Consider the following 20,952-nt stretch of genomic DNA (forward strand, 5'->3'; position numbering starts at 1 on the left):
TTGGGCCCGACCTTCGGAGAGGACCGGCAAACTCAAGTATGAGCGGACCAACCCAACGACCGATTTCGGCCCGACGGCCGGGGCTTTACCTTCAAGACCGTGATGACAGCGGCTTTCACCGCAGCGCCGCGCAAGCCGCCGCCACGCTGAATATTTCTTCATTCAAGGAGTTTCCGTCATGACCCATACCCCGGCCAAGATGCGCCAGATCGCGCCGCTGCGTACCCCCAGCGATCTCGGCGAAGAAGCCACGCGCGACATTGCCGCCGCCCTGACCACGCTGCTGGCGGATGTCTTCGCGCTTTATTTGAAGACCAAGAATTTTCACTGGCATATGTCCGGCCCGCATTTCCGTGACTACCACTTGATGCTTGACGACCAGGGCGAACAGCTGTTTGCCATGACCGACGACATCGCCGAGCGCGCGCGCAAGGTCGGCGGCACCACCCTGCGGTCGATCGGCCAGATCCAGCGGCTCCAGCGCATCGCCGACAATGACGCCGACTTCGTGACCGCCCCGGACATGCTGGCCGAGCTGGCGCAGGACAATCAGCAGCTCACCGCCTTCCTGCGCGCCACCCATGCGGTGTGCGACGAATACAATGATGTGGCCACCGCCAGCGTGATCGAGAACTGGATCGACCAGACCGAGCGCCGCACCTGGTTCCTCTACGAAGCGACCCGCTCCAACCACTGAACGCACCCCTGGTGTCCTGCGGCCGGACGGCCTTCGCGCCGGCCGGCGCCCTTCAATGCGGAGCTGACCTGATGTCCAACCCGAACGTGCCCCCCTCCGCCGGCCCCCTCAAGGCCGGTCAGTCGGCGCCGGTATTCTCGCTTCCCTCCACCCCCGACCAGATGCTGTCGCTGTCCGATCTCAGGGGGAACCCCGTCATCATCGCCTTCTATCCGGCGGACTGGAGCCCGGTCTGCGGCGACCAGATGGGGCTCTACAACGGGGTGCTTCCCGAATTTCACCGCTATGGCGCCCAACTCGTCGGCATTTCGACGGACGGCGTGTGGTGCCATGCGGCCTTCGCCAGCGCGCGCAAGCTGCACTTTCCCCTGCTGGCCGACTTCGAGCCCAAGGGCGCGGTAGCGCGCAGCTACGGCGTTTATCGAGACCATGAAGGCACCTCGGAACGGGCGCTTTTCGTCATCGACGGCGAAGGCGTCATCCGCTGGAGCTACGTCTCCCCCGTCGGCCTCAATCCGGGAGCGGACGGCATCCTGAATGCGCTGGACGCGATGGTCGGCCAGCCCCAAGCCGCCGGAGCCCTGTGATGAGCCACCTCACAACAGCCGTCAGTGCCGACGACCACGCGCTCGGGCCGGACGACGCGCCCGTCACCCTCGTCGAGTACGGCGATTACGAATGCCCCTATTGCGGGGAAGCCTATCCGGTGCTCAAGGCCGTCCAGCATGCGCTGGGAAAGCAGCTGCGCTTCGTGTTCCGCAACTTCCCGCTGACAGACGCCCATCCCCATGCCGGCCGGGCCGCCGAGTTCGCCGAAGCTGCGGCCAGCGTGGGCCAGTTCTGGGCGGCCCACGACATGCTCTATGAGCATCAGGACGCGCTCGACGATGAAAGCCTGATCGCCTACGGCCGTGTTCTCGGCATCGGCGATGCGGCGTTGCAGGCGGGGTTCGATGGCCGTTTCGACCCGAAGATCCGCCATGACTTCACCAGTGGTGTGCGCAGCGGTGTCAATGGCACGCCGTGCCTGTTCATCAACGGCGAACGCTATGACGGTCCCCGCGACGTCGACGCGCTTGTTGCGGTGATCCGCTCGGCCGCGAAGGCGCGGGCCTGAGACACAGGCGTCCGCCAACGCCTCACGCCCGGAGGATCGCCGGCGCGCCGGAAATGGCGCGCCCTGACGGTCATCCGCCATCGACCCATCATTCAAACCCGCCCGGTGCTGTCGGCAGCGCGAGAACCGATCATCCCGGGAAACTCAGGATTACTCTTCGCCATGTCGAACCCTGAAGTCACGCAAGGCGGCCTGCCTCTGAAAGCTGTTGCCGGCGGCGGCGCGACCTTCGCCATGGCGGCGGCGGCCGGCATCGCGGTCGCCAACATCTATTACAACCAGCCGATGCTGGCACTCATCGAGCAGGATCTGCCGGGCCGCCTCGCGGGCGCCATCCCGACGGCGACCCAGCTCGGCTATGCGATCGGTCTTTTCCTGCTGGTGCCCCTGGGCGATCTGGTGGAGCGCCGACGTCTCATCGTCGGTCAGTTCATCCTGCTCGCCGCCGCGCTGGTGCTGACGGCGCTGGCACCGAGCGCGCCGCTCATCCTGCTGGCCTCGCTTGCCGTCGGCCTGGCATCCACCGTCGCGCAGCAGATCGTGCCCCTCGCGGCCCACATGGCGGCGCCGGAGCGGCGCGGGTCCACGGTCGGCACGGTGATGGCCGGCCTGCTCACCGGCATCCTGCTCAGCCGCACGCTGGCGGGCTTCGTCGCCACCCACGGCGGCTGGCGGGAGATGTTCTGGCTGGCCGTCCCCATGGCCCTGGCGGCGGCTGCACTGATGGCGGCGATCCTGCCCCGCAGCGCGCCGGAGTCCACGATGAGCTACGGACGGCTGCTGCACTCCATCGCGGGCCTCTGGTTCGAGTTCCCGGCGCTGCGGCTGGCGGCGCTGACCCAGGCCGCGCTGTTCGCAGCCTTCACCGTGTTCTGGACCATACTGGCCTTCCGGCTGGAACAGCCGCGCTTCGGGCTTGGCGCGGACGTCGCCGGGCTGTTCGGCCTCGTCGGTGCCGTCGGCATCCTGGCGGCACCCCTTGCGGGCCACTTCGCCGACAGGCATGGGCCGACGCGGGCCGTCGTCCTCGGAGCGGTGGTCACCCTGGCGTCGTGGATCGTCTTCGGCGCATGGGGCGCGCTGGCCGGCCTGGTCGTCGGCGTGATCCTGCTCGATTTCGGCATGCAGACCGCCCTCGTCTCGAACCAGCACATCGTGTTCTCCCTGCGGCCGGCGGCCCGCGGCCGGCTCAACACGGTGCTCATGGGCGCCATGTTCCTGGGCGGCGCGCTCGGTTCGGCTCTCGCGACCCTGGCCTGGGGCGCCGGAGGATGGTTCCTGGTATGCATACTCGGCACCGCCTTCGCCGCACTGGCGGCCGGTCTGCAGCTGCTGGCCTGGTCGCGGCGCTGAGTCGGTCCGCGCCGATCACGAGCCGCCTCTTGCGCCGACCGGCGGCAGGGATGGGGTCGCGGCCGCCTGGACGGCATTAAAATACCGTGCGCACGAGCGTGGTCATGGCAGTTGAACCCGATGCCGGCGATCTTGCCGATATCGGCGAGCGGTACGCCCAGAGGCAGCGGTCCTTCAGCGATCGGAAGTAGAATTTTATCAATTGCTTACACTTGAACCCGAAGGCTTGGGCCGGCGAAGAAGAACCTGTGGAAGTCGCCGATGTGTTCGGCGAGGCCACGCACGGCGCTGTCACCGCGACGAGGCCGGGACGCTCCCGTCGCGCCGCGCCACCGCATTGCCGTGGGAGCAGGTCGCTCGTTCAGGCGAAGATGGTTCACGCCGCGCGTCGGCGCGCCTCTTTCCAAAGCCATGCTGGAGTTGTATCTGTTATTTCACAGCTTGTTAGCCGGATGCGCCCGGCGCTTCTACCGAGGTCGACCCGTTGGTGAAAAGTCCGTTCAGGTGGATCGGCCGGCTCACCAAGCCGGTGCTTATCGCCTGCGTCATCGGCTTCTTCTCGGCTTTCGGCCTCGCCGACCGGATCGCGGGGTTCAGCGCCAATCTCGGCGAGAAGGACCGCATGGTGCGTTGGTCCGCCGTCCTGTCCGGCGCCACGCGCGACGCCATTCCGGTGACGCTCATCGACATCGACCCATCCACCATGGCTGCGCTCGGCCACCCCCAGAGCGCACCGCGAGAAGTCCTTGCCGGGCTGCTCTCCCTCGCCGCCGCCAAGCATGCGAGCGGCATATTCCTCGACATGGATACCTCCCGGCCTGGATCCCCCGCGGGCGACGCGGCGCTGGCCGCCGTCCTCGCCGCGTATCCGCCGGACGCGCCGCCCCTCGCCCTTGCCCGGCGCCTGGGAGCCGCCGACCAGGCCGGCAACACCATCAACGCACTGGCCGAGCAGGCGTCCGTCCTCGATGCAGCCGTGCGTGGCAAGCCGAATGTGATCTGGGCGGCGAGCGTGAGCCGCATCGACGAGGACCGTGTGGTGCGGCGCTGGCAGCTGAGCCACACCACCTGTGCGCCCGGCCCCGGCGCGACCCTGCCTTCGCCCCAACTCTTCGCCGCCGCGGTGGCGAGTGCTCACCCCCGGCCGCTTTCTGATCTGAATGCCTTCGCCGACAGCCGAACGCAAACGGCTTGCGCACCCGGCACGGCTGCCGCATCGCCCCCCGCCTGGCCTCGCAATCCCGACCAGCGCGCCGCCATCGCCTTCCTGATCCCGGATGGACCGGACCTGGCCGCTCCGCAATTCATTACGCGCGATGGCCGGCGCGTGCCGCTGTTCCGCCGGATGCCAGCGCGGGCGCTGATGTCGGCATCGGGCGCCGTGGTGTCACCGCAGGCGGTGGCCGACGACCTGCTGCGCGACCGTTTCGTTATCATCGGCGCCAGCCATGCCGAGAGCCTGGACGGCCACCTCACGCCCATCGGCTTCCTGCCGGGCGCGCTCATCGTCGCCAATGCCGTGGCGACCGCGCCCGCGGTGCTGTCCGGCCAGCCCGTCGGGCCGCTGGGCGCAACCCTGATCGCGCTGGCCCTTCTCGGGGCGCTCGTGGCGATCACCTCCCGGCTGCGGCCGCTCGCGGCGGCTCTCGCCGTCGCCGTCGCCGTGTTGGCCGCGCTGATGGCGCTCGGCCGCATCTTCGCCCCCTCCACCGCCAGCGACATTGTGCTGGCGGCGCTCGGCATGGTCGCCTTCCTCTCGACCATCGAGGGCATTCATGCCATCGGCAAGGACTGGCGCGCGCGGGGATGGCGCGCCCTGTTGAAGCCGGAGAAGCCGCCCGCCGCGCAACCAACGGAGACCATCACGTGACGCGTGCTGCCCCGCTGCTCCCCGCATTGCGCCACGCATTGGCGGCCCTGCTCGTGCTTGTCGCCGTCATGCCGGCGATGGCGCGTGATGCCGACATGCGCACCCCTGCGGGCTACATCGTCGGCATGGAACTGCCGGCCACCGATCCGGGTATGGCGGCCCATGTGCAGCGCGAGGGGCAAAAGATGCCCGTGCAGATCGGCGGTGCGCTGTTCGACGGCGACGAGGTGGTGGTCCGCGATGCCGGTGCGGCGGTCACCATCGAGACAGTGAACGATCGCCAATTGCGGGTCGATGCCACGCACTCTCCGCATCGTGTGACCGGTGCGCTCCCCTCCGGAGGACGCTTCAGCGCCCTTGCCGCGATGATCGGCGAGCTGTTCGAAAGCAAGCCGGCGGCGCGCACCGTCAATCTCATTGGCCGCAACGACGAAACCCTGCGGCTGCAGATGGGCCGTGGCGCAGCCCAGCGCATGGTGCCGGGAACCCGCCTGTGGCTGGGCTGGCAAGGCGGCGCGGCGCCCTTCACCATCGAGATCCGCGCTCCCGGGGAGGGAGGGGCCGTGCTCTCCGCCACTCCGGCGACCGGGCGCTCCGCCGCCCTGACGCTGCCGTCCACGGCCTCGGGCCCGCTGGTGCTGGAGGTCCGCGACAGTGCGGACGAGGCGGTGCAGGTGGGCCTCCTGGCCCAAGCCGACCCGCCACCCGTCCCCGCCTGGATCAGCGAAGGCGCGCCCACGCCAGCCTTCGGGCAGGTGGCGAGCGCGCTTTGGCTGCTTGAGCGCAAGCCGGCGGAATGGGACCTGCAGGCAGCGGCGCTCGCGGCCGACGCGGGACATTACGCGGCCGCCGAGGAACTGCTTCGCCGCCTCGCCGAAGGCTGGAAGCCGAAGCGATGAGGCCGGCGCACCGCGCCGCGCTGGCGCTGCTCGTAGCCCTCGGCTGCAGCATCGCGGCCGAGGGTGCCACGGCAAGGACGCTGGCGCTCCTTGTGGGCGTCTCGGACTATCCAGCCCTTCCGGCCGACAGGCAGCTGAAGGCCCCGGCCAACGACGTGCGCCGCATGCAGCTTGCGCTTAAGACCCGCGGCGTCGCGCCGGAGGACGTCGTGGTGCTGGCCGACGGCGTCGAAGGCACCGCCGGCTCCCCTACCCGCGCTGCCATACTTGCCGGCCTGGAGCGCCTGGCCGGCGCGGCGCAGAAAGGCGACCTCGTCATCTTCTACGCCTCGGGCCACGGCACCCGCCAGCCCTCGCGTACCGCCCTGAAGGTGGACGGGCTCGACCAGGTGTTCCTGCCCCGCGACGCCGCGCCGCCCAAGGCGGGCGAAGCGCGCAACCAGTTCGAGAACGCCATCGCCGGACCGGATTTCGGCGCGCGCCTCGACGCCATCCGCAGCCGCGGCGCGGACGTCTGGTTCATCCTGGACAGCTGCTTCTCCGGCTCGGCCTCGCGCGCCGTGGGCGACGGGGTCCATGACAAGAAGATCTCGCTCGAGGACATCGGCCTGTCCACCTCAAGCGCCATGACGCCCGAGAAGACCACGGTGCTGGCGGATTTTGCGCCGGACTTGCCACCGGGGTCGGGGAGGCTCACCGCCTTCTACGCGTCGCAGCCCAACGAGACGGCCCGGGAAGTGGCGCTGCCGCCGGGCGCGCCCATGGAAAGACGGGTCTGGGGCTCCATCTTCACAACCGCCCTCGCCGACGTGCTGCAACGCACGCCGGCGCTCAGCTATCGCCAGTTGATGGTGGAGACCGGCCGCGTGCTGCGCGCCGATGCCGCCTTCCAGGCGCGGCAGACGCCGAGCTTTGAAGGCGACGGCATGGACGGCCCAGTGCCCGGCGGCGGCACGGCGACTGCCGAGAACGGTTCAACATGGCGGGTTGGGGCCGGCATCCTCCATGCCGGCCAGATCGAGGGCGTGGAGACCGGCGCACTCGTCGCGCTTTATGACAGCGCGGCGCAGCCGGCCGGCAAGCCCTCCGGCCATGCCATGGTCGAGGAGGTGGAAGCGACCCGCGCCCGGCTCGTGGCGCTCAAGCCTGGCTGTGTGCCGGCCCGCACCCGCTGTCCCACGGTGCCAGGCTCGGCGGTTCTGGACAAGGCCGCCTATGCCCGTCTGGCGCGCCCCGCGCCCCAGGCCGCCTTCACCATCTCGCGCCCGCGTCCATGGCCCCGCCGCGGAGCGCCCGACGCAGCGCAGGAGGCGCGGCTGCACCAGGCTTTCCAGGCCGCCCTCTCCGGACCGCTGAAGGACGTGGCGCGGCTGGATGATGCCGCGCCAGCGCTGGTGGCGTGGATGACCGGCGACGGCCTGCGCTTCATGCCCGACGGCCTCGACCCCCTGGCGATGGAGGCCGGCCCGCTCGCCGCGATCACACCCGAAACGGACACCGATAGCGCCACCACGGCAATCGCCCGCGCGGTGCTGCGCGCGCGTCAGCTGTTACGGCTGCAAGCACTAACCGCCGCAAGCGCCGGCCGCGACCTCGACCTCTCGACGGAGGTCAGGCGCTTCGGCCTCGACCCGACGGCGCGGCAATGCGCATTCAAGGGCACACCCGCCACGGTGGCCGAGGATGGGTCCGTAGCCGTCTGCGACAAGGTGCAAGTGGCGGTGCAGAACCGCAGCACCCGTCCGGTGCTGGCCGCCATCTTCTTTCTCGACGATGCCTGGAACCTGATGGCGCGCCGGCCCACCTGTCCGGTTGGCCTCACCGTCTCCGACCGGCTGGAGCCGGGGCGGCGACTGGTCTTCGAGGTGCCTTACCATCCCCGCGCCATTGTGCCGGGGCACGCGCCGGGCACCAGCAACGGGGTGTTCGTCGTAGGCGTTCCGTTCATCGAAGGAGAGACGGACCTGCCCTCCCTCTGCGCCCTGACGGGCTTTAACGACCTCGCCGGCCAGGCGACGCGCGGTGACGAGGGCACCGGCCTCGACGACCTCGTGGACGGCACGACGCGCGGCGGGCGGCTGCCGCTGGAAAGCGCCAGCCTATCCTTCGCCTTCTGGCCCGTCAGCCAGCCGGTCAAGCCGTAGGACCGCGCGGCGCGGGGACATCGTCCACCAAACACCGGTCAGGGACCGGGGCCGATGGCGCAGGGCGAGGCCGGCACGATCCGGTTGCGCGGCCTTGCCGCCGGCTCAGCGCCGCGCTTGCGGATTGGCCGGCGCCGCCGGGGGCGGGCTCGGCGGGGCGATGGATGCCTTGATCCAGTCGATATAGAGGGCAAGGCGGGTGTAGACGCCGGGAAACTCGGCATGGCCGCAGCCGATGCCGAAGCTGACGATGCCCACCTGCACGAGCGACCCGTCGTCCTTGCGGCTGAGGATGGGGCCGCCGGAATCGCCCTGGCAGGTATCCACCCCATCCACCGCGGCGCCGGCGCAGAACATCTGCGGCGTCACCACGCCGCCAATCTGCGGTAGCTGTTGCTCCAGCGTCCGGCGCGCCGCCGGCGTGAGGTTGAACACGTAGCTCAGGTCCTCCAGCGCCCGGCGCGCATCGGGCGAGCCGACCAGCGCAGAGGTGAGGACGCGGTTGCAGCGGTTGCGGTCCACCGCGGTCAGACGGGTTTCAAGGAGATCGGGCGAGGGGCGCCCACCCTCGGAGGTGGTGCCCCAGCCGATGATGCGAAGCTCGGCCTGTTCGGGCAAAACGGCGGGCTCGGTGTCCCGCGTCACCACCGTCACCTGCTGCACCTTCACGCCGCGCTTGGGCGCGCGCTCCAGTTCCACCAGGGCAATGTCGTTGACGTTGGTGCCCGTCACGTATTTCGGATGGGCGACGATGCGCTTGATCGGGATCCAGTCACGCTCGTCGTCTTCGGCCAGAAGGCTGGTATTGCCCACATGGACGACCAGGTTCTTGGTGCTGCGCAGTCCCTCCACCTTGCCGCCCGCGCCCTCCACGAAACAATGGGCCGCGGAGAGGATCCAGCGCGAGGTGAGCACGGTGCCCCCGCACATGGGGGAAAAGCCGGTGACCTTGCCGTTGGTGGTGGCGACGCGGAGAATTGCAGCCTGGAACGGATAGGAGCCCGGCGTCGCCTCCGTGCCACCAACGATCTTCTCGTTGGTGCCCCGCTTCAGCAGGCCGCCGGACTTCACGGCGACCCCGGCGGCGGTATAGGGCAGCGAGCGCGGATCGTCCGCCCGGGGCCGGCGATCCGCCGCCAGTTCGGCCGGACCGACGTCATCCGACGCCGGCAGGGTGGCCGGGCGCGCGCCGGCGGTGCCGGACGCCTGCGGGAGCAGAAGCTGATCGCCGGGCGCGGATGTCTGGGCCTGGGGCCCTTCCGCCTGCGCGACGACGGTGCCGCCGATGAGACATGCGGCGAACGCGAGGAGCCGGAGGCCCTCCCTGGAGGCGTGGGATCGAGACGACTGGAGTTGCATGGGAACCACTCTGTGAGGAGGGGGAAGAGGAACTGCAAGGCCGGCATCCCGGCTCCGAGAAGCCGCATTGCTAGGGTGGGCGACGCGGGAAAAGAGGATCGACCCTGATAATGTCGGCCCGCGCGCACCGCGTGATGCGGCCTGTCCGCCGGACCGGAACGGGCCAGCCCAGCTCCCGCGACGAAGGCTGTTGGACGGCCGCGCCGATCCGGATCGAATTGTGCGCGATCATGGCTGCACCACCAAGCGGCTGCCCTGCCAGTCCGCGCCCACGAGCGCCTCCAGGAGCTTGCGGTCCTCGCGCTCGGTTTCGGTATCGCTCGTGGGTGGCCGAGGCGCGCTCAGGGCATCTCGGGCTACCCGCCGCGCCCGCGCGCCGTCGCCCAGGCCGTGATAGGCAAAGGCTTGCGCACGCAGGATCCGCGGCACCAGGTCCCGATCGGCTCTCACCCGCAGACGCGCGCGCTCCAGCAGGGTCGAAAGGGTGCGCACCGTGTTGCCGTCCGGCGCGTAATAGGCTTCCAGATTGGCGAGCCCCAACCGGTCGGAAATGGCCTTCTCCTCGCCGTCCACCATGGTATTGCTGCGCGCGAGAACATGGGTCTCGTAGGTCTTGCGGGCATCGTCCATGCGGCCGAGGGCTGCGTAGAGGCCGGCCAGGTCGCGGGCCGGCGTAACGACCATCCAGGTGCCGCCCTTGCCGGCCGCCACAAGGCGCGCGAGGGCGCCCTCGCCGAGGTGCAGAGCCAGATCGGTGTCGCCGTCGTCGAAGGCGATGAAGGCGCGCTTCAGGTCGAGCCGCACCCGTGCGCCAAGACCGACCTGTCCGCCCGCCTCGGCCAGCTTCGCAGCCTCCGCCACCAGCGCGCGGACCAGACTGCTGTCGGCCTGGTCCAGGGCCATGTCCAGGAGCAACTCGATGCGCCGCGTTTCCTCGCCCGGTCGCGCCGCGACGATCTCGTAGGCCTCCCGCGTCAGCCGTGCCGAAAGAGCCGGGTTCGTGGGCGCGACGATGCCGGACCGGACCACCAGCAGATTCACCAATGCGACATCGCGCCCCTCCGGCGCGGCGCGGATCTCTCGGATCGCCTCCTCAGCCAGCGCATCGGCACCGGCGCTGTCGCCCCACCAGACCTCCAACGCATTCACCCAGCCGCCAAGCGCCTCATCGTGCCGCGGGTCGCTCGCGGGCAGCCGCCGCGCCAGCCGCCCCATGAACTCCACAGCCGCGGCGTAGCTGGGAACGACGAAGTCCTCCACCCCGGCATATTCCACGACGGTCAGGCGCTCGATGGTGTCGAAGGCGGCAAGGTCGATGGTTGCGATCTGGCGTTCCACCTCTGCCCACTGGGCCTCGGCGAAGCGCAACAGCGTGCTTCCCACAGCGATGCGGGCGCTCTCGATCCGCAGCAGCGCAGCGGTGAGCCGCCGCTGCAGCGCCGGCGGATCGGCGACAGACAGCGACCCGCCGGCCTCGGCGAGGCCCGCCAGGAGCACCTCGCGCTGAAGCGCGATCATGCGCCGTGCCAGGTCAGGCGCGCCAGCCCGGAGGGCGCGCCTGGCAATGTGGCCGCAAGTCTGTGCCAACTGCAGGTCGTAGGTGCCGCCATCGATGGCGCTGCGGGCAGCACGGGCCCCGACCATGGCCGCGGACGTCACCTCGCCCGTATAAGCGAGATAGTTGGCGATGAGTTCGGCGCTGACGCGCAACTGCGGATCGCTGGCCTGCCGATGCAGCAGACGTACGACCAGCAGGTCCCGCGCCGCATCGTAACGATCGGCCCGCAACGACGCACGGGGCACGTCGCTGATGAGGCGGTCCAGGATCGCGTCCGCCGCCGCTGCGTCACCGCGCGCGACGGCGAGATCCGCGCTCCGCCGACATGCCGCCATCTGCGCCGACTCCAGCCCGGCATGTCCCGTGCAGTCCTCGAGCCGCGCCGGCAGCAGGTCGCGGCGCGCCTCCGCGTCACCCTCAGCCTCGCCGATGAGCCGATCGAGCTTGCGGACATCGCCCGCATTGATATGGCCCTGGTCCGCCAGCACGCGGGCGCGGCGCAGGAAGACGAGAGCGATCTCGGGCCGTCCGTCGCCCTGCAGCCGTTGACCCATGAGCGCGGCGGCCTGGGCCTCCAGCTCCTCCAGGTCGGAGGACGGCGGGCCGACCCGGCGCGCGCGCTGTGCCGCCGCCAGCACGTGCGCGAGAGCGAAGACCTGCCCGTCGCGTCCGTCGCGGCTGCCATAAGCCGCGGCCAAAGAGAATTCGGCCAGCACCGTATCGGGCGCATCCAGAGGCGCGACCTGATAGTTCAGGATCGCCGAATGGGCGTTCCCATCGATCTCGATGGCGCGATCCTTCAACTCATGGCCCACGTATCCGATGAGGTCGTAGAGCCGGATCAGCTGATGGGGATCTCCTGCATCCTCCAGGGGACGGCGCAACGCCTCCAGCAGCGCCCTGGCCTCGCCAGGCCTGTCCGCGCCCAGCAGCCGGTAGACGTCGTCCAGCTGGTCGACCAGAGCCGCCCCTTGCGTCTCCGGGGCGGGCGACTGCGGTGCCGCGGCCGACGCCCAGGCCTTGGCGGGACTGGCGATGAGAAGGCTCGCGACCAGCACCGGGGCGAGGCAACGGCGGAGACTCATCGCCCCTCCCCCACCATGACGAAAGGCGCCCAGATCGCCGGATGCGCCAGGGTCGGATCCGAGGAATCCGCCATCAGTGCGAGGGTCGCGCGGCGGAACGCTTCCGCCTTGGAGAGCGCGGGATCAGCCCGCAGGGCGGCGAGGGTGCCCGTGGTCATCCGTGCCGCGGCGTCGTCCCGCACCGGCCAATGGGACACCAGCAACGTACGCGCACCAGCATAGAAGAAGGCCCGCGCGAGGCCGGAGAGACCGTCTGACCCCGGCGTTCCATCGCTGCCGGCGGTGTTGCAGGCGGACAGGATCACCCAATCGGCGGCGAGATGAAGCCGTGCCGCTTCCGAGGCGGTCAGGAGGCCATCGTCGGCCCCCTCCGCTGCGGGCGGCGTGAAGACCAGCGCCGGCTCGGACAGGCCGGGGATGTCGCCGGCCAGAAGACCGTGGGTGGCGAAGGCGAGGATGCGATAGCGGGAGAGGTCGGCCGCCAGCACGGCGCTCTTGGTCGCAGCGGCCCCCACCTGCACGGCGTCCGTGGGCGCGCCCAGTGCCTCTGCCAGACGGCGCAGCTCACCCTCCGTCTGCGGCAGCGGCGACAGGCCGCGCACCGTCTCCAGATCGACCCGCCCGCCACGCAGCAGGGCACCAGTCAGGTCCGGCGCAGCTGAGGCGACTTGTGCCGGCGGACCGCTCCCGCCCAGCAGCGGGGCGCCATAGCCCCGGAACGGCAACGGCGCCGGTGTGGCGGGCGCGGCGCGCAGCGACCTGAGGCTCGACACCGAGGGCAGGGTGACGATGCCCTGCCGCCGGATCAGCCACGCCGTCTCCCGCAGCGCGGCGGGGTCGGTATCCTCGCCCTGCGGCGCCTCGGTCACCAGCAGCGCGAACGGGAGGGCATCGAACGGTCGCTCGACGACGATGAAGACGCGGCGGCGCTGCGCCAGAAGTGGGTCGAGCGGCGCGAGGATCTGGCGGAACAGTTCGTGGGCACCAGCGCGGCTGAAACCCACATGCCCGCGGGGGGCGAGGCCATCTCCCGCCACATCGGTATCCCCGAAGTCGCGTAAGGCGGATCGCATCACGGCAACGGCGGCGGGATCGAGGCCGGCACGCAGCGCCTTCACCTGCGCTACCAGCGCATCGCGCGTCACCGGCACACGGTGCCAGTCGGCTTCGTCGCGGGTCACCGCCCAGACAAAGGCCTCGCGGGTGCCGACGAAGACCAGGACCAGCGCCTCGTCCTCCCCCAGCAGGGCCTGGGTCGCCGCAATGGAGACCGGCTGCGGCTGCGACAGCTCGGCGTAAGCGGGGAAACGCGCGGCCATGTCGCGGTCGCTGTCGGCGATCCGCGCCTGAAGCGCGCTCGCCTCGGCGCGGCGCGCCTCCACATCCTTGTTCACCCCGCTGTCGCCGCCCGCCATGCTGAGCGCCTTGACCAGCGCGCGGTCCGCCCCCTTCCAGGCGGCGACAAGGTCCTGTCGCTGGCGCACCAGCCGGGCGAGTTCGTCGGAACCGGCCGAAAAACGCACGCCGAGCTGCGCAAGGGCCATGCTGGCAGAGGTGAGCATCGCCTTCTGCGCCGCCTGGAAGGCTTCATCGCGCAGCTGCGCGGGCGATGGCTCCTGCGCGCCCAGAGGCCGGATCAAACCAAGCGCACAGACACCCAGCAGGATGAGACGAAGCACGCGGCGCATCACCGGCTTGCCTCCGGCGGCAGCAGATCGAGGCTGAACTGGCGCACCACGACGGTGCCCGCAGCGCCGTCCTCCGCGTCGAAGGGATTGGCGGCGCGCAGGCCGGGCGCGACCAGCGCCGCGCGGCCCAGCAGATCGAGGAAGCCCCGCTGGCCGGTGCCGCGCAGGGTGCCGGCCGAAGCGGACGCGACGTCCCGTTGCAGCAGGTGGCAGAGCGACGGCGGGATACCGCCTGCCCGTGGCAAGGCGAACACGAGAATACGGTGCAGCCCGATCTGCGACGGGCCATCCTTGCCCCACGTGGTCAGCGTCGTGCGCACCACCAGGGGCCCGGAGGCGCGGGCCGGCAGGGTCGTGACGCAGCCGCTCTGGCGCCAGCCGCGCACCGGCACGTCGATACCCCCCAGGGGATCGAGGAAGAAGATGCCGAGGTCGATGTCGCGCTCGGACCGGTTGGCGATGGTCAGGCGGGCCGTGTCGCAATGGGCGAGGGGCGCCGCGACCCCGCTGTCCACCGACACCGGGGCCGAGGGGCGCGCGGCCTGCGTGCATCTGCGACGCGGATCGGCCAGTTGCGCCCCATCGGTCTCGCGGATGAGGTCGAGGCTGATCTCAACGTCACCGGAAGTGGCGCTCCCACCCATATCCACCACGCTGGCAAGACGCACCAGATTGGCCGCGCGCGCGAAGACCCAAACCGCGTTGCGCAACAGTGCGGGATCCGCGTCGGCGGGGATGGAGAAGCTGCGGCCATAGGCCTGCGGGTCCTGAACGAGACGGCCGCCGTCCGGTACCAGCCAGAGGCGCCCGCCCACCAGGTGCAGGTTGAGGTCGGCCGGCTGGCCCGGCACCACCAGTTCGACGCCGATGGCCGGCGTCCCCTCGCCCGGCGCCAGCGCGCGGGCGATGGCCTGCGCCGCTTCGGGGAGCTCCACATTGGCCACCCGGAAGCGGAAGGCGACACCGGGACGCTCCATCTGCGCCCACAGGCCCTTCCCCGAGCGCGTGGCGCTGCCGGGCGGCAGGTCGGCCAGCGGCACCCGGCTTTCACCGGCGCCGGTCCCTGGCAGGCGGGTCCTGCCGAGGGGCAGCGCATCCGCCAGCGGGCCGTCGAACAGGGCGATTTCCGCGCCTTCATCGAACCCCTGGAGCGCCCCGGCCTCGATCACCAGATCCTCGCCCTCGCGACGCGTGGCGAAACGCCGGGGGCCGGTTGTCGTGGCGCCGGGCAGGCTGCGGTCGAGGTCGCCCTCGAATACCGGCAGCGGCGCATGGGCGAGTTGCGCGGCCGCCGCCATGTCGAGGGAGATCATCTGGGCGAGGTCACGGAAGGTGGCGGCGCGCCCGCTGTCCAAGACACGCAGCAGGTGCCAGCTGAACACCCCGAAGGTCGCCTGCGCCGCGCCGTCCGCGCCGGGCTTTTCGATCAGGCCCGCGGCCGGCGCCGGATAGGCGCGCTCGAGGGCCGGCGTCCAGGAATCCACCGCGAAGAAGGCGACCAGCGCCCCGGTCTCCGCCGGGGCCTGCGCACCCGCGCTCCGCAGAGTACCGCCGCGCTGTGGGACACGGACCGGCCGGTGGGAGGGCGCCGACGCGGCAGCGCCCGTCACCTCCTGCGGCGCCCCCAGCGCGGCAGCATCGACCCCACGCGCCATGTCCGCCGAGCGGGTCACCGTCCCGGCGTGGCAGGCATCCACCACGACGAAGACCGTGGCGCCTTTCGTCCGGATGCGGTCGAGGGCGGCCCCCAGCTCGTTGTCGATGATGGCGTTGCGGATGGTGCGCGCAGCCGGATCATAAAGGCCGGCATCCTTCGGCAGCAGCACCTGGTCGCGACCGCCGGCCTCGGGCACGGCGCCATCGTCAGGGGCGGCCTCCGGCTGGGTGGTACCGTGGCCGGAAAAGTGGAACAGCACCATATCGCCGGGGCCGGCCCGTTCCGCGAGACGGGCGAGCCCATCCATGATGGCCGCGCGCGTCGGCGCGGCCTCCGGGCGCGGCACCTCCGCCGCCTGCGGCAACCCCTCCGCCAGCACGGTGATGTCGTCCGCATTAAAGCCGTGGCGGGAGAGGTGGCGCCACAGCAGGATCACGTCGTTGCGGGGCCCGGACAAGGCACGGATCTTCGGCTCGTCGTAATCGGCGACGCCCACCAGCAGGGCCAGATTGCGCGCCGCCGCCAGTTGCGGACCAAACAGCCCGAGCCCGAGCACGACTGCGGCCAACAGACAGCCCGCGCGCCGGTGGACCACCGGCCGCCACAAGGCATATCCCTGCGAAGCGCAGGGAATCCTGCGCCGTCTCACCGGGTGCCTCGACGATATGTCCGCCACCCCCCGCATGCCCCGGCAGGGCCTCCCCCCTGGATCTCTGCGACTATAGGCCGTTGAAATATGGCCCGAAAGTGACCCCTTCCCCTGCGGCGCCCCATCAGCTCCGGCAGGCGGTGAGTTTCCACAGGCCATCGGGCGGAATGAAGCGTCGCCCGTCCCTTTTCCAGGCCCAGAAGGCCTTGGACAGGCCGGGAAGCTGCATCAACGGCGGCGCCTTGGGCGGTGCCTCGCCCCTCGGATCCACACGCTTCAGGTCGTCCCCAAAGTAATAAAGCAGGGACGCAGGGGCCTTGCCCGGATCAAGCCCCTTGCCCGTGCCGCCCGGCGGCACCAGCATGTAGACATGGGCTGCGCTGAAGCCGGGCGGGTCGGCAATGGCGAACTCGGCGGCGAGGCCTTGGCGCTTTTCGGCGAGGCGCACCACCCAGGGCCGGTCGGCGGAGGTATCCGGCTTCAGGGGATGGGTGATCTCCCACGAATTGATGACGCCGTCCGCTGCGCTCCAGTCGTCGTCGGCGTCGAGCGGCGTGTAGACTGCCTTGTCGAGCGGGCAATCCACCGCCGCCGCAGGCAGCGTCGCGGCAAGCACGAGGACGACTGCGCAGGCGGCTCGGATCATGGTTCGACCTCGTTGACGTCCTGCGCGAGGTTAGCCTAACCCGCAGGCGCGGCAAGACGAGACGCATACGCATGAGCGAGAACGTTATCGACGACATGGGAGATCTAGCGGCGATCCGGGTGGATCGCCACGCCGTGGAGCGCCTGGCGTCGCGCGGCCTCATCACGGCAGAGGCGCGCGATATCGCCCTCACCTTGATCGAGCCCCCGCGTCGATGGGGCCTGTGGGCCGGGCGGCTGCTCGGTACGGCCGGTGCCGCGCTCGTGCTTTCCGGCATCATCTATTTCTTCGCCTTCAACTGGAACCGCATCCCGCCCCTCACCCGGCTGGGCGTCATCGCCGCGCTGATCGCCGCCGCCTGCCTCACGGTGGTGATCCTCGGCTTCGGCCGGCGCGTGTCGGAAACGGCCGCTGCTGCCGCGGTGACCCTGGTGGGCGTGTTCCTGGCGGTGGCCGGCCAGATCTACCAGACCGGCGCGGACGCCTGGACCCTGTTCGCCGCCTGGGCCGGCCTCACCCTGGCCTGGACCCTGCTGGCGGGATCGGCCGCCACATGGGCGGTGTGGATCGCGGTCGCCGCCGTCACCATCATCACCTGGTGGGACCAGACCCAGCCGGCGGATACCGTCTTCCACAGCGGCCGCAACCTCAGCCTGATGGCCCTCTTCGGCATTGCGCTGCTCAGTCGCGAGACGTTGGCGGCGCGGGGCATCGCCTGGCTGACGGCACGCTGGACGCGGTTCTTCCTCGGCGTCCCGCTGCTGGCCGCAACGGTCCATCTGGCTATCGCGCTGCTGGAGGAGTTCGACGGCTTCCGCCCGGCGGAAGAGGGGGCGCTCGTCGCCATTCCCCTCTGCCTTGCAGCCATGGCCGTGGTCTACCGGCGCCCGATCCCTGACCTTGCCATGCTGGCAGCCGTGGCGCTCTCCGCCTGCATCATCGCCGACTTCGGCCTGTTCCGATTGCTGGCCAGCGGCGGCAAGCGAGCCGACATCGGCACCTATTTCATCATGGGCGTTGCCACGCTCGCCTTGTTCGCCGCCGCCATCGCCTGGCTCAGGGCCACGTCGCGGAAGCTGGAGGTACGGCCATGACACGGCCCTCCATTGAGGCTGGAACGCTCCTCGCCGCCTGGACGGCCTCTGGTGCGCTGCCGCACGGAGCGCAAGCAGCTGTGGTCGCGGCGATCCGCGCCGACGCCGCTGTAGAACGTCCGCCGCTGCACCTGAAAATCCTCGCGGCCGTCGGCACCGTCCTCGCGACGGCTTTTTTCTTCGCCTTCATCGTGATCGCAGACCTGATCTCGTTCGACAGTGGCGGGAACCTGCTTGCCTGGGGCCTCGCCTTCGTCGCCGCCGGCATCGCCCTGTCGGTGTCCCGGTCGCGTGTCCCGGCGGGAATGGGCCGCGACGTCCTCGCGCAGACCGCCTTCACGGCCCTGGCGCTGGGCAAGGTGATAAGCGTCTTCGGCATCATCATCCTGGTGGGCAGGAACACGCCTTGGGCGCCCACGATGGCCATCCTCGCCGTTACCATCCTCACCTATCCGGTGACGGCCGCCTCGCTCGACCGCGTGCTCTCGCCCTATGCGGCAGGGGTGGCGGCAATGCTGGAGATCCTCTTGCGCCGGAACTTCGGCGCCGATCCCAGCCTTGCCGTCGCCGCGCTCTTCACCCTTGCCGCGGGAATCGCCGGCCTTCTCCTCCTGTCCCATCGCGTGCCGCTGGCGCTGCGACCCATCGGCACCGCGGCCCTCGCCCTCATGGGCACCATCGTCTGCATCCTCGCCGCAGGCCAGGATGCAGGGGCGTGGGCGAACGGCAAGCCCATGGACCCACGCCCAGTCGAGGCGGTGCTCACCCTTGCCCTCATCGGCGTGATCGGCTGGGTGGCGGGCGGGCTCGACCGACTGGCCCAGCCGCCGTTGCTTGCCGCGGTCGCGGGGACCATCCTTCTCGGCCTCGCGGGGGCGCCGGGCATCAGCTTCGCCCTGCTCGTGCTCATCATCGGCCATGCGCTTCACGACGTGCCTCTGCGCGTGGCGGGAATTCTGGCCCTGCCCGTATTCCTGGTGCTGTGGTATTATGGACGGGAAATGACCTTCCTTGAGAAGTCGGCCACGCTGGTGGGGAGCGGCCTTCTCCTGCTGGCCGGACAGGCGGTGATCGCCCATTTCGGCTGGGACCGGGAGGAGACGCCGTGAGCAACACCATCCGGCGCGCGCTGTTCCTCGTGACGAGCCTCGCCGTGCTGGCCGTGCTGGGCTGGAGCGTACGCGACTTCGAAGCCCTCGTGAACTCGGGCGAGGTGGTGCTCCTGCAGCTCGCCCCTGCGGATCCGCGTTCGCTCATACAGGGCGACTACATGCGCCTTGCCTATGGGCTGGAACGTGAACGCATCGCCCTTGATGCGCCATCCGGAGCCATCATCATCGCCCTCGACGCGCGCCGTATCGGCAGTTACCGGCGTGTCGCCGGCACCCCAGGCACGGGCGAGCTGGCATTCCACGTGGGAAGCAATGCGGCCGGCGACGGGGTCCTCATCGAGCCCCATTCCTTCCTGTTCCAGGAGGGCCACGCGGAGCTTTATGCACAGGCCCGCTATGGCATCTTCCACGTCGACCGCAGCGGTCGCCACCTGCTCGTCGGCCTCGCCGACACCGAAGCCCGGAAGATCGAGCCGCGCTAGAAGCCAGCGCCGGTGGCCGACCTATTCGGCCTTCCCGACAGACCCGCGCACACTGAGCGCCCGCACCGTCCAGACAACGCCCGCGACGATCGCGACACCTGCCGCGACGAGGAGCCAGACAGGCGCATCGAGCCAGGGCCGCAGCACACCGCCACGCGCCGCCGCCGCCACAAGGGCCGTCGCCACCACGTAGACGATGGCTGCATTCCAGGTTTTCGCCCGCCCGCCCGCATCCGGCTCATCATGGGGATCGAAATAGCGCGGCGCGATGAAGCCGAGGTAGGCCAGTTGCTGGATTGCTCCAAGAATGAACAGGACTGCGGCCACATCCAGCAGCAAGACCAGCGCAAGCCCGCCAACCCCGATCAGAACGGAGCCGGCGGCGAGCCAGATCTCGCGGGCCCGCTCCGCCGGGTGCGTCGGCGTGCCCACAATGGCCGAATAGGTGGCATCCGCCATCGCCGACACGGCCAGCGATCGCACCACCAGCACGCCACTCAGTACATAGAACAGGCCGAGGGCCCGCAAGACAGCTTCAAGAGCGATATTCACAGGTGTCCCTCCCAAAAGTTCCCAGGAGCGCGGTGGAAAAGGCGGAGACCAGCCAGCCGACGGCGCATCAACATCTCCCGATATGGGAGAGGTTGATGCGCCGTCACGAACTGACAGACGAGGAATGGGCGATCATCGCGCCGCTGCTGCCGAACAAGGTGCGCGGTGTTGCGCGGGTAGATGACCGCAGGGTGATCAACGGCATCCTCCGGCGCTTTCGGACCGGTGCGCCGTGGCGGGATGTGCCGGAGCGCTATGGACCTCGTACAACCCTCTACAACCGCTTCGTACGCTGGCGGGCGGCCGGGGTCTGGGACCGGCTGCTGGAGGCGGTCTCGGCTGCTTATGACGGCGATATTGTGATGATCGACTCATCCTGCGTTCGCGTGCACCAACATGGGGCCGCGATTAAAAAAGGGGCGACAACGATCGTTGCATGGGACGCTCCCGGGGCGGCCTGACCACCAAGATCCATGCCGTGGTCGATGCCGAAGGGCGGCCGATCCACCTCACCCTCTCGGCTGGGCAGGCCGGCGACGCGCCGGTGGGGCGCGAGTTACTGGCCCGCCTCCCAGCGGGTGGCATCCTTCTCGCCGACAAGGCCTGCGACACCGACGCCATCCGCGCCGAGACGGCGGAGCGCGGCACGTTCGCCAACGTGCCGCCGCGCGTCATCCGCAAGCGCACCTTCGCCTTCAGCCACTGGCTCTACCGCCAGAGGAATGCCATCGAGCTCTTCTTCAACCATATCAAGCAGATGCGCGGCCTCGCCACGCGCTACGACCGCCGCCCGGAAAACTTCCTCGCGGCCCTCAAGCTCGCCGCCGCACGCATCTGGATCAATGCGTTATGAGTCCGCTACCTAGCACTACTTTGGCAGATTAACGGATTGATAAGGCTGAGGTGTTGAGGTTTGCGCTCGGATTGGAGCGCAGGCCATGACGATCTGGGATGAGGCGCTGGGGGAGTTTCTGAAGCCGTTCGTCGCCC

General features: G+C 70.0%; 17 protein-coding genes. 11 read left to right on the top strand and 6 right to left on the bottom strand.

Features of this window, described 5'->3' with window-relative positions; genetic code table 11:
• Positions 1-178: 178 nt before the first annotated feature.
• From FBQ73_RS22545 to FBQ73_RS22575, 7 genes are all read left to right on the top strand, one after another.
• Positions 179-697: a Dps family protein gene (locus FBQ73_RS22545; protein ID WP_138401729.1), complete on the top strand. Its 519-nt coding sequence runs from the start codon at positions 179-181 to the stop codon at positions 695-697.
• Positions 698-768: 71 nt separating this feature from the next.
• Positions 769-1,284 carry a redoxin domain-containing protein gene (locus tag FBQ73_RS22550; RefSeq protein ID WP_138401730.1) on the top strand — a complete coding sequence of 172 codons (516 nt, stop codon included), beginning with the start codon at positions 769-771 and terminating at the stop codon, positions 1,282-1,284.
• On the top strand, positions 1,284-1,814 hold the full coding sequence (locus tag FBQ73_RS22555) for a DsbA family protein (protein WP_138401731.1): 531 nt from the start codon (positions 1,284-1,286) through the stop codon (positions 1,812-1,814). The genes FBQ73_RS22550 and FBQ73_RS22555 overlap by 1 nt, the downstream gene beginning before the upstream one ends.
• A 162-nt stretch (positions 1,815-1,976) precedes the next feature.
• Positions 1,977-3,167 (top strand): MFS transporter, encoded by a 1,191-nt coding sequence (locus FBQ73_RS22560; RefSeq protein WP_138401732.1) that lies wholly within the window; start codon positions 1,977-1,979, stop codon positions 3,165-3,167.
• A gap of 487 nt (positions 3,168-3,654) precedes the next feature.
• Positions 3,655-5,037 (top strand): CHASE2 domain-containing protein, encoded by a 1,383-nt coding sequence (locus FBQ73_RS22565; RefSeq protein WP_138401733.1) that lies wholly within the window; start codon positions 3,655-3,657, stop codon positions 5,035-5,037.
• Positions 5,034-5,936, top strand: coding sequence for a hypothetical protein (locus tag FBQ73_RS22570; RefSeq protein WP_138401734.1), 903 nt, complete (start codon positions 5,034-5,036; stop codon positions 5,934-5,936). The genes FBQ73_RS22565 and FBQ73_RS22570 overlap by 4 nt, the downstream gene beginning before the upstream one ends.
• The gene (locus tag FBQ73_RS22575; RefSeq protein ID WP_170219026.1) at positions 5,933-8,080 is read left to right on the top strand and encodes a caspase family protein; all 2,148 of its coding nucleotides are present in this window, start codon (positions 5,933-5,935) and stop codon (positions 8,078-8,080) included. Before FBQ73_RS22570 ends, FBQ73_RS22575 begins: the two co-directional genes overlap by 4 nt.
• A 105-nt stretch (positions 8,081-8,185) precedes the next feature.
• Here the strand turns inward: FBQ73_RS22575 and FBQ73_RS22580 are convergent, their stop codons facing one another.
• The 5 genes from FBQ73_RS22580 to FBQ73_RS22600 form a co-directional block, all read right to left on the bottom strand.
• Complete coding sequence (locus FBQ73_RS22580; protein WP_138401736.1) at positions 8,186-9,439, bottom strand: serine protease; 1,254 nt, start codon at positions 9,437-9,439, stop codon at positions 8,186-8,188.
• Between the two features lie 228 nt (positions 9,440-9,667).
• A complete protein-coding gene (locus FBQ73_RS22585) occupies positions 9,668-12,082 on the bottom strand; it encodes an ATP-binding protein (RefSeq protein ID WP_138401737.1) in 2,415 nt (804 codons plus the stop codon).
• Positions 12,079-13,770 (bottom strand): CHAT domain-containing protein, encoded by a 1,692-nt coding sequence (locus FBQ73_RS22590; RefSeq protein WP_170219027.1) that lies wholly within the window; start codon positions 13,768-13,770, stop codon positions 12,079-12,081. Before FBQ73_RS22590 ends, FBQ73_RS22585 begins: the two co-directional genes overlap by 4 nt.
• A complete protein-coding gene (locus FBQ73_RS22595; RefSeq protein WP_170219028.1) occupies positions 13,770-15,995 on the bottom strand; it encodes a caspase family protein in 2,226 nt (741 codons plus the stop codon). The genes FBQ73_RS22590 and FBQ73_RS22595 overlap by 1 nt, the downstream gene beginning before the upstream one ends.
• A 205-nt stretch (positions 15,996-16,200) precedes the next feature.
• Positions 16,201-16,722 (bottom strand): hypothetical protein, encoded by a 522-nt coding sequence (locus FBQ73_RS22600; RefSeq protein WP_138401740.1) that lies wholly within the window; start codon positions 16,720-16,722, stop codon positions 16,201-16,203.
• A 71-nt stretch (positions 16,723-16,793) separates the two neighbouring features.
• Between FBQ73_RS22600 and FBQ73_RS22605 the strand changes: the two genes are divergently transcribed.
• Genes FBQ73_RS22605 through FBQ73_RS22615 form a run of 3 tightly spaced genes read left to right on the top strand, consistent with a single transcriptional unit; the run spans position 16,794 to position 19,410 of the window.
• Positions 16,794-17,816 carry a DUF2157 domain-containing protein gene (locus FBQ73_RS22605; protein ID WP_138401741.1) on the top strand — a complete coding sequence of 341 codons (1,023 nt, stop codon included), beginning with the start codon at positions 16,794-16,796 and terminating at the stop codon, positions 17,814-17,816.
• Complete coding sequence (locus tag FBQ73_RS22610; RefSeq protein ID WP_138401742.1) at positions 17,813-18,925, top strand: DUF4401 domain-containing protein; 1,113 nt, start codon at positions 17,813-17,815, stop codon at positions 18,923-18,925. The genes FBQ73_RS22605 and FBQ73_RS22610 overlap by 4 nt, the downstream gene beginning before the upstream one ends.
• Positions 18,922-19,410, top strand: coding sequence for a GDYXXLXY domain-containing protein (locus tag FBQ73_RS22615; RefSeq protein WP_170219029.1), 489 nt, complete (start codon positions 18,922-18,924; stop codon positions 19,408-19,410). Before FBQ73_RS22610 ends, FBQ73_RS22615 begins: the two co-directional genes overlap by 4 nt.
• Before the next feature lie 21 nt (positions 19,411-19,431).
• On the opposite strand, the gene FBQ73_RS22620 is transcribed toward FBQ73_RS22615, so the two are convergent.
• Positions 19,432-19,962, bottom strand: a complete 531-nt coding sequence (locus tag FBQ73_RS22620) for a hypothetical protein (RefSeq protein ID WP_138401744.1) — start codon at positions 19,960-19,962, stop codon at positions 19,432-19,434.
• A gap of 95 nt (positions 19,963-20,057) precedes the next feature.
• Between FBQ73_RS22620 and FBQ73_RS22625 the strand changes: the two genes are divergently transcribed.
• Positions 20,058-20,815, top strand: a protein-coding gene (locus tag FBQ73_RS22625) for an IS5 family transposase (protein ID WP_170219033.1) whose coding sequence is annotated in 2 segments (ribosomal slippage) — positions 20,058-20,373 and positions 20,373-20,815 — 759 coding nt in all. Because the reading frame shifts where the segments join, the coding sequence is not laid out codon by codon here.
• Positions 20,816-20,952 lie beyond the last annotated feature (137 nt).

The organism is Xanthobacter autotrophicus (assembly GCF_005871085.1).
Classification (GTDB): domain Bacteria; phylum Pseudomonadota; class Alphaproteobacteria; order Rhizobiales; family Xanthobacteraceae; genus Xanthobacter; species Xanthobacter autotrophicus.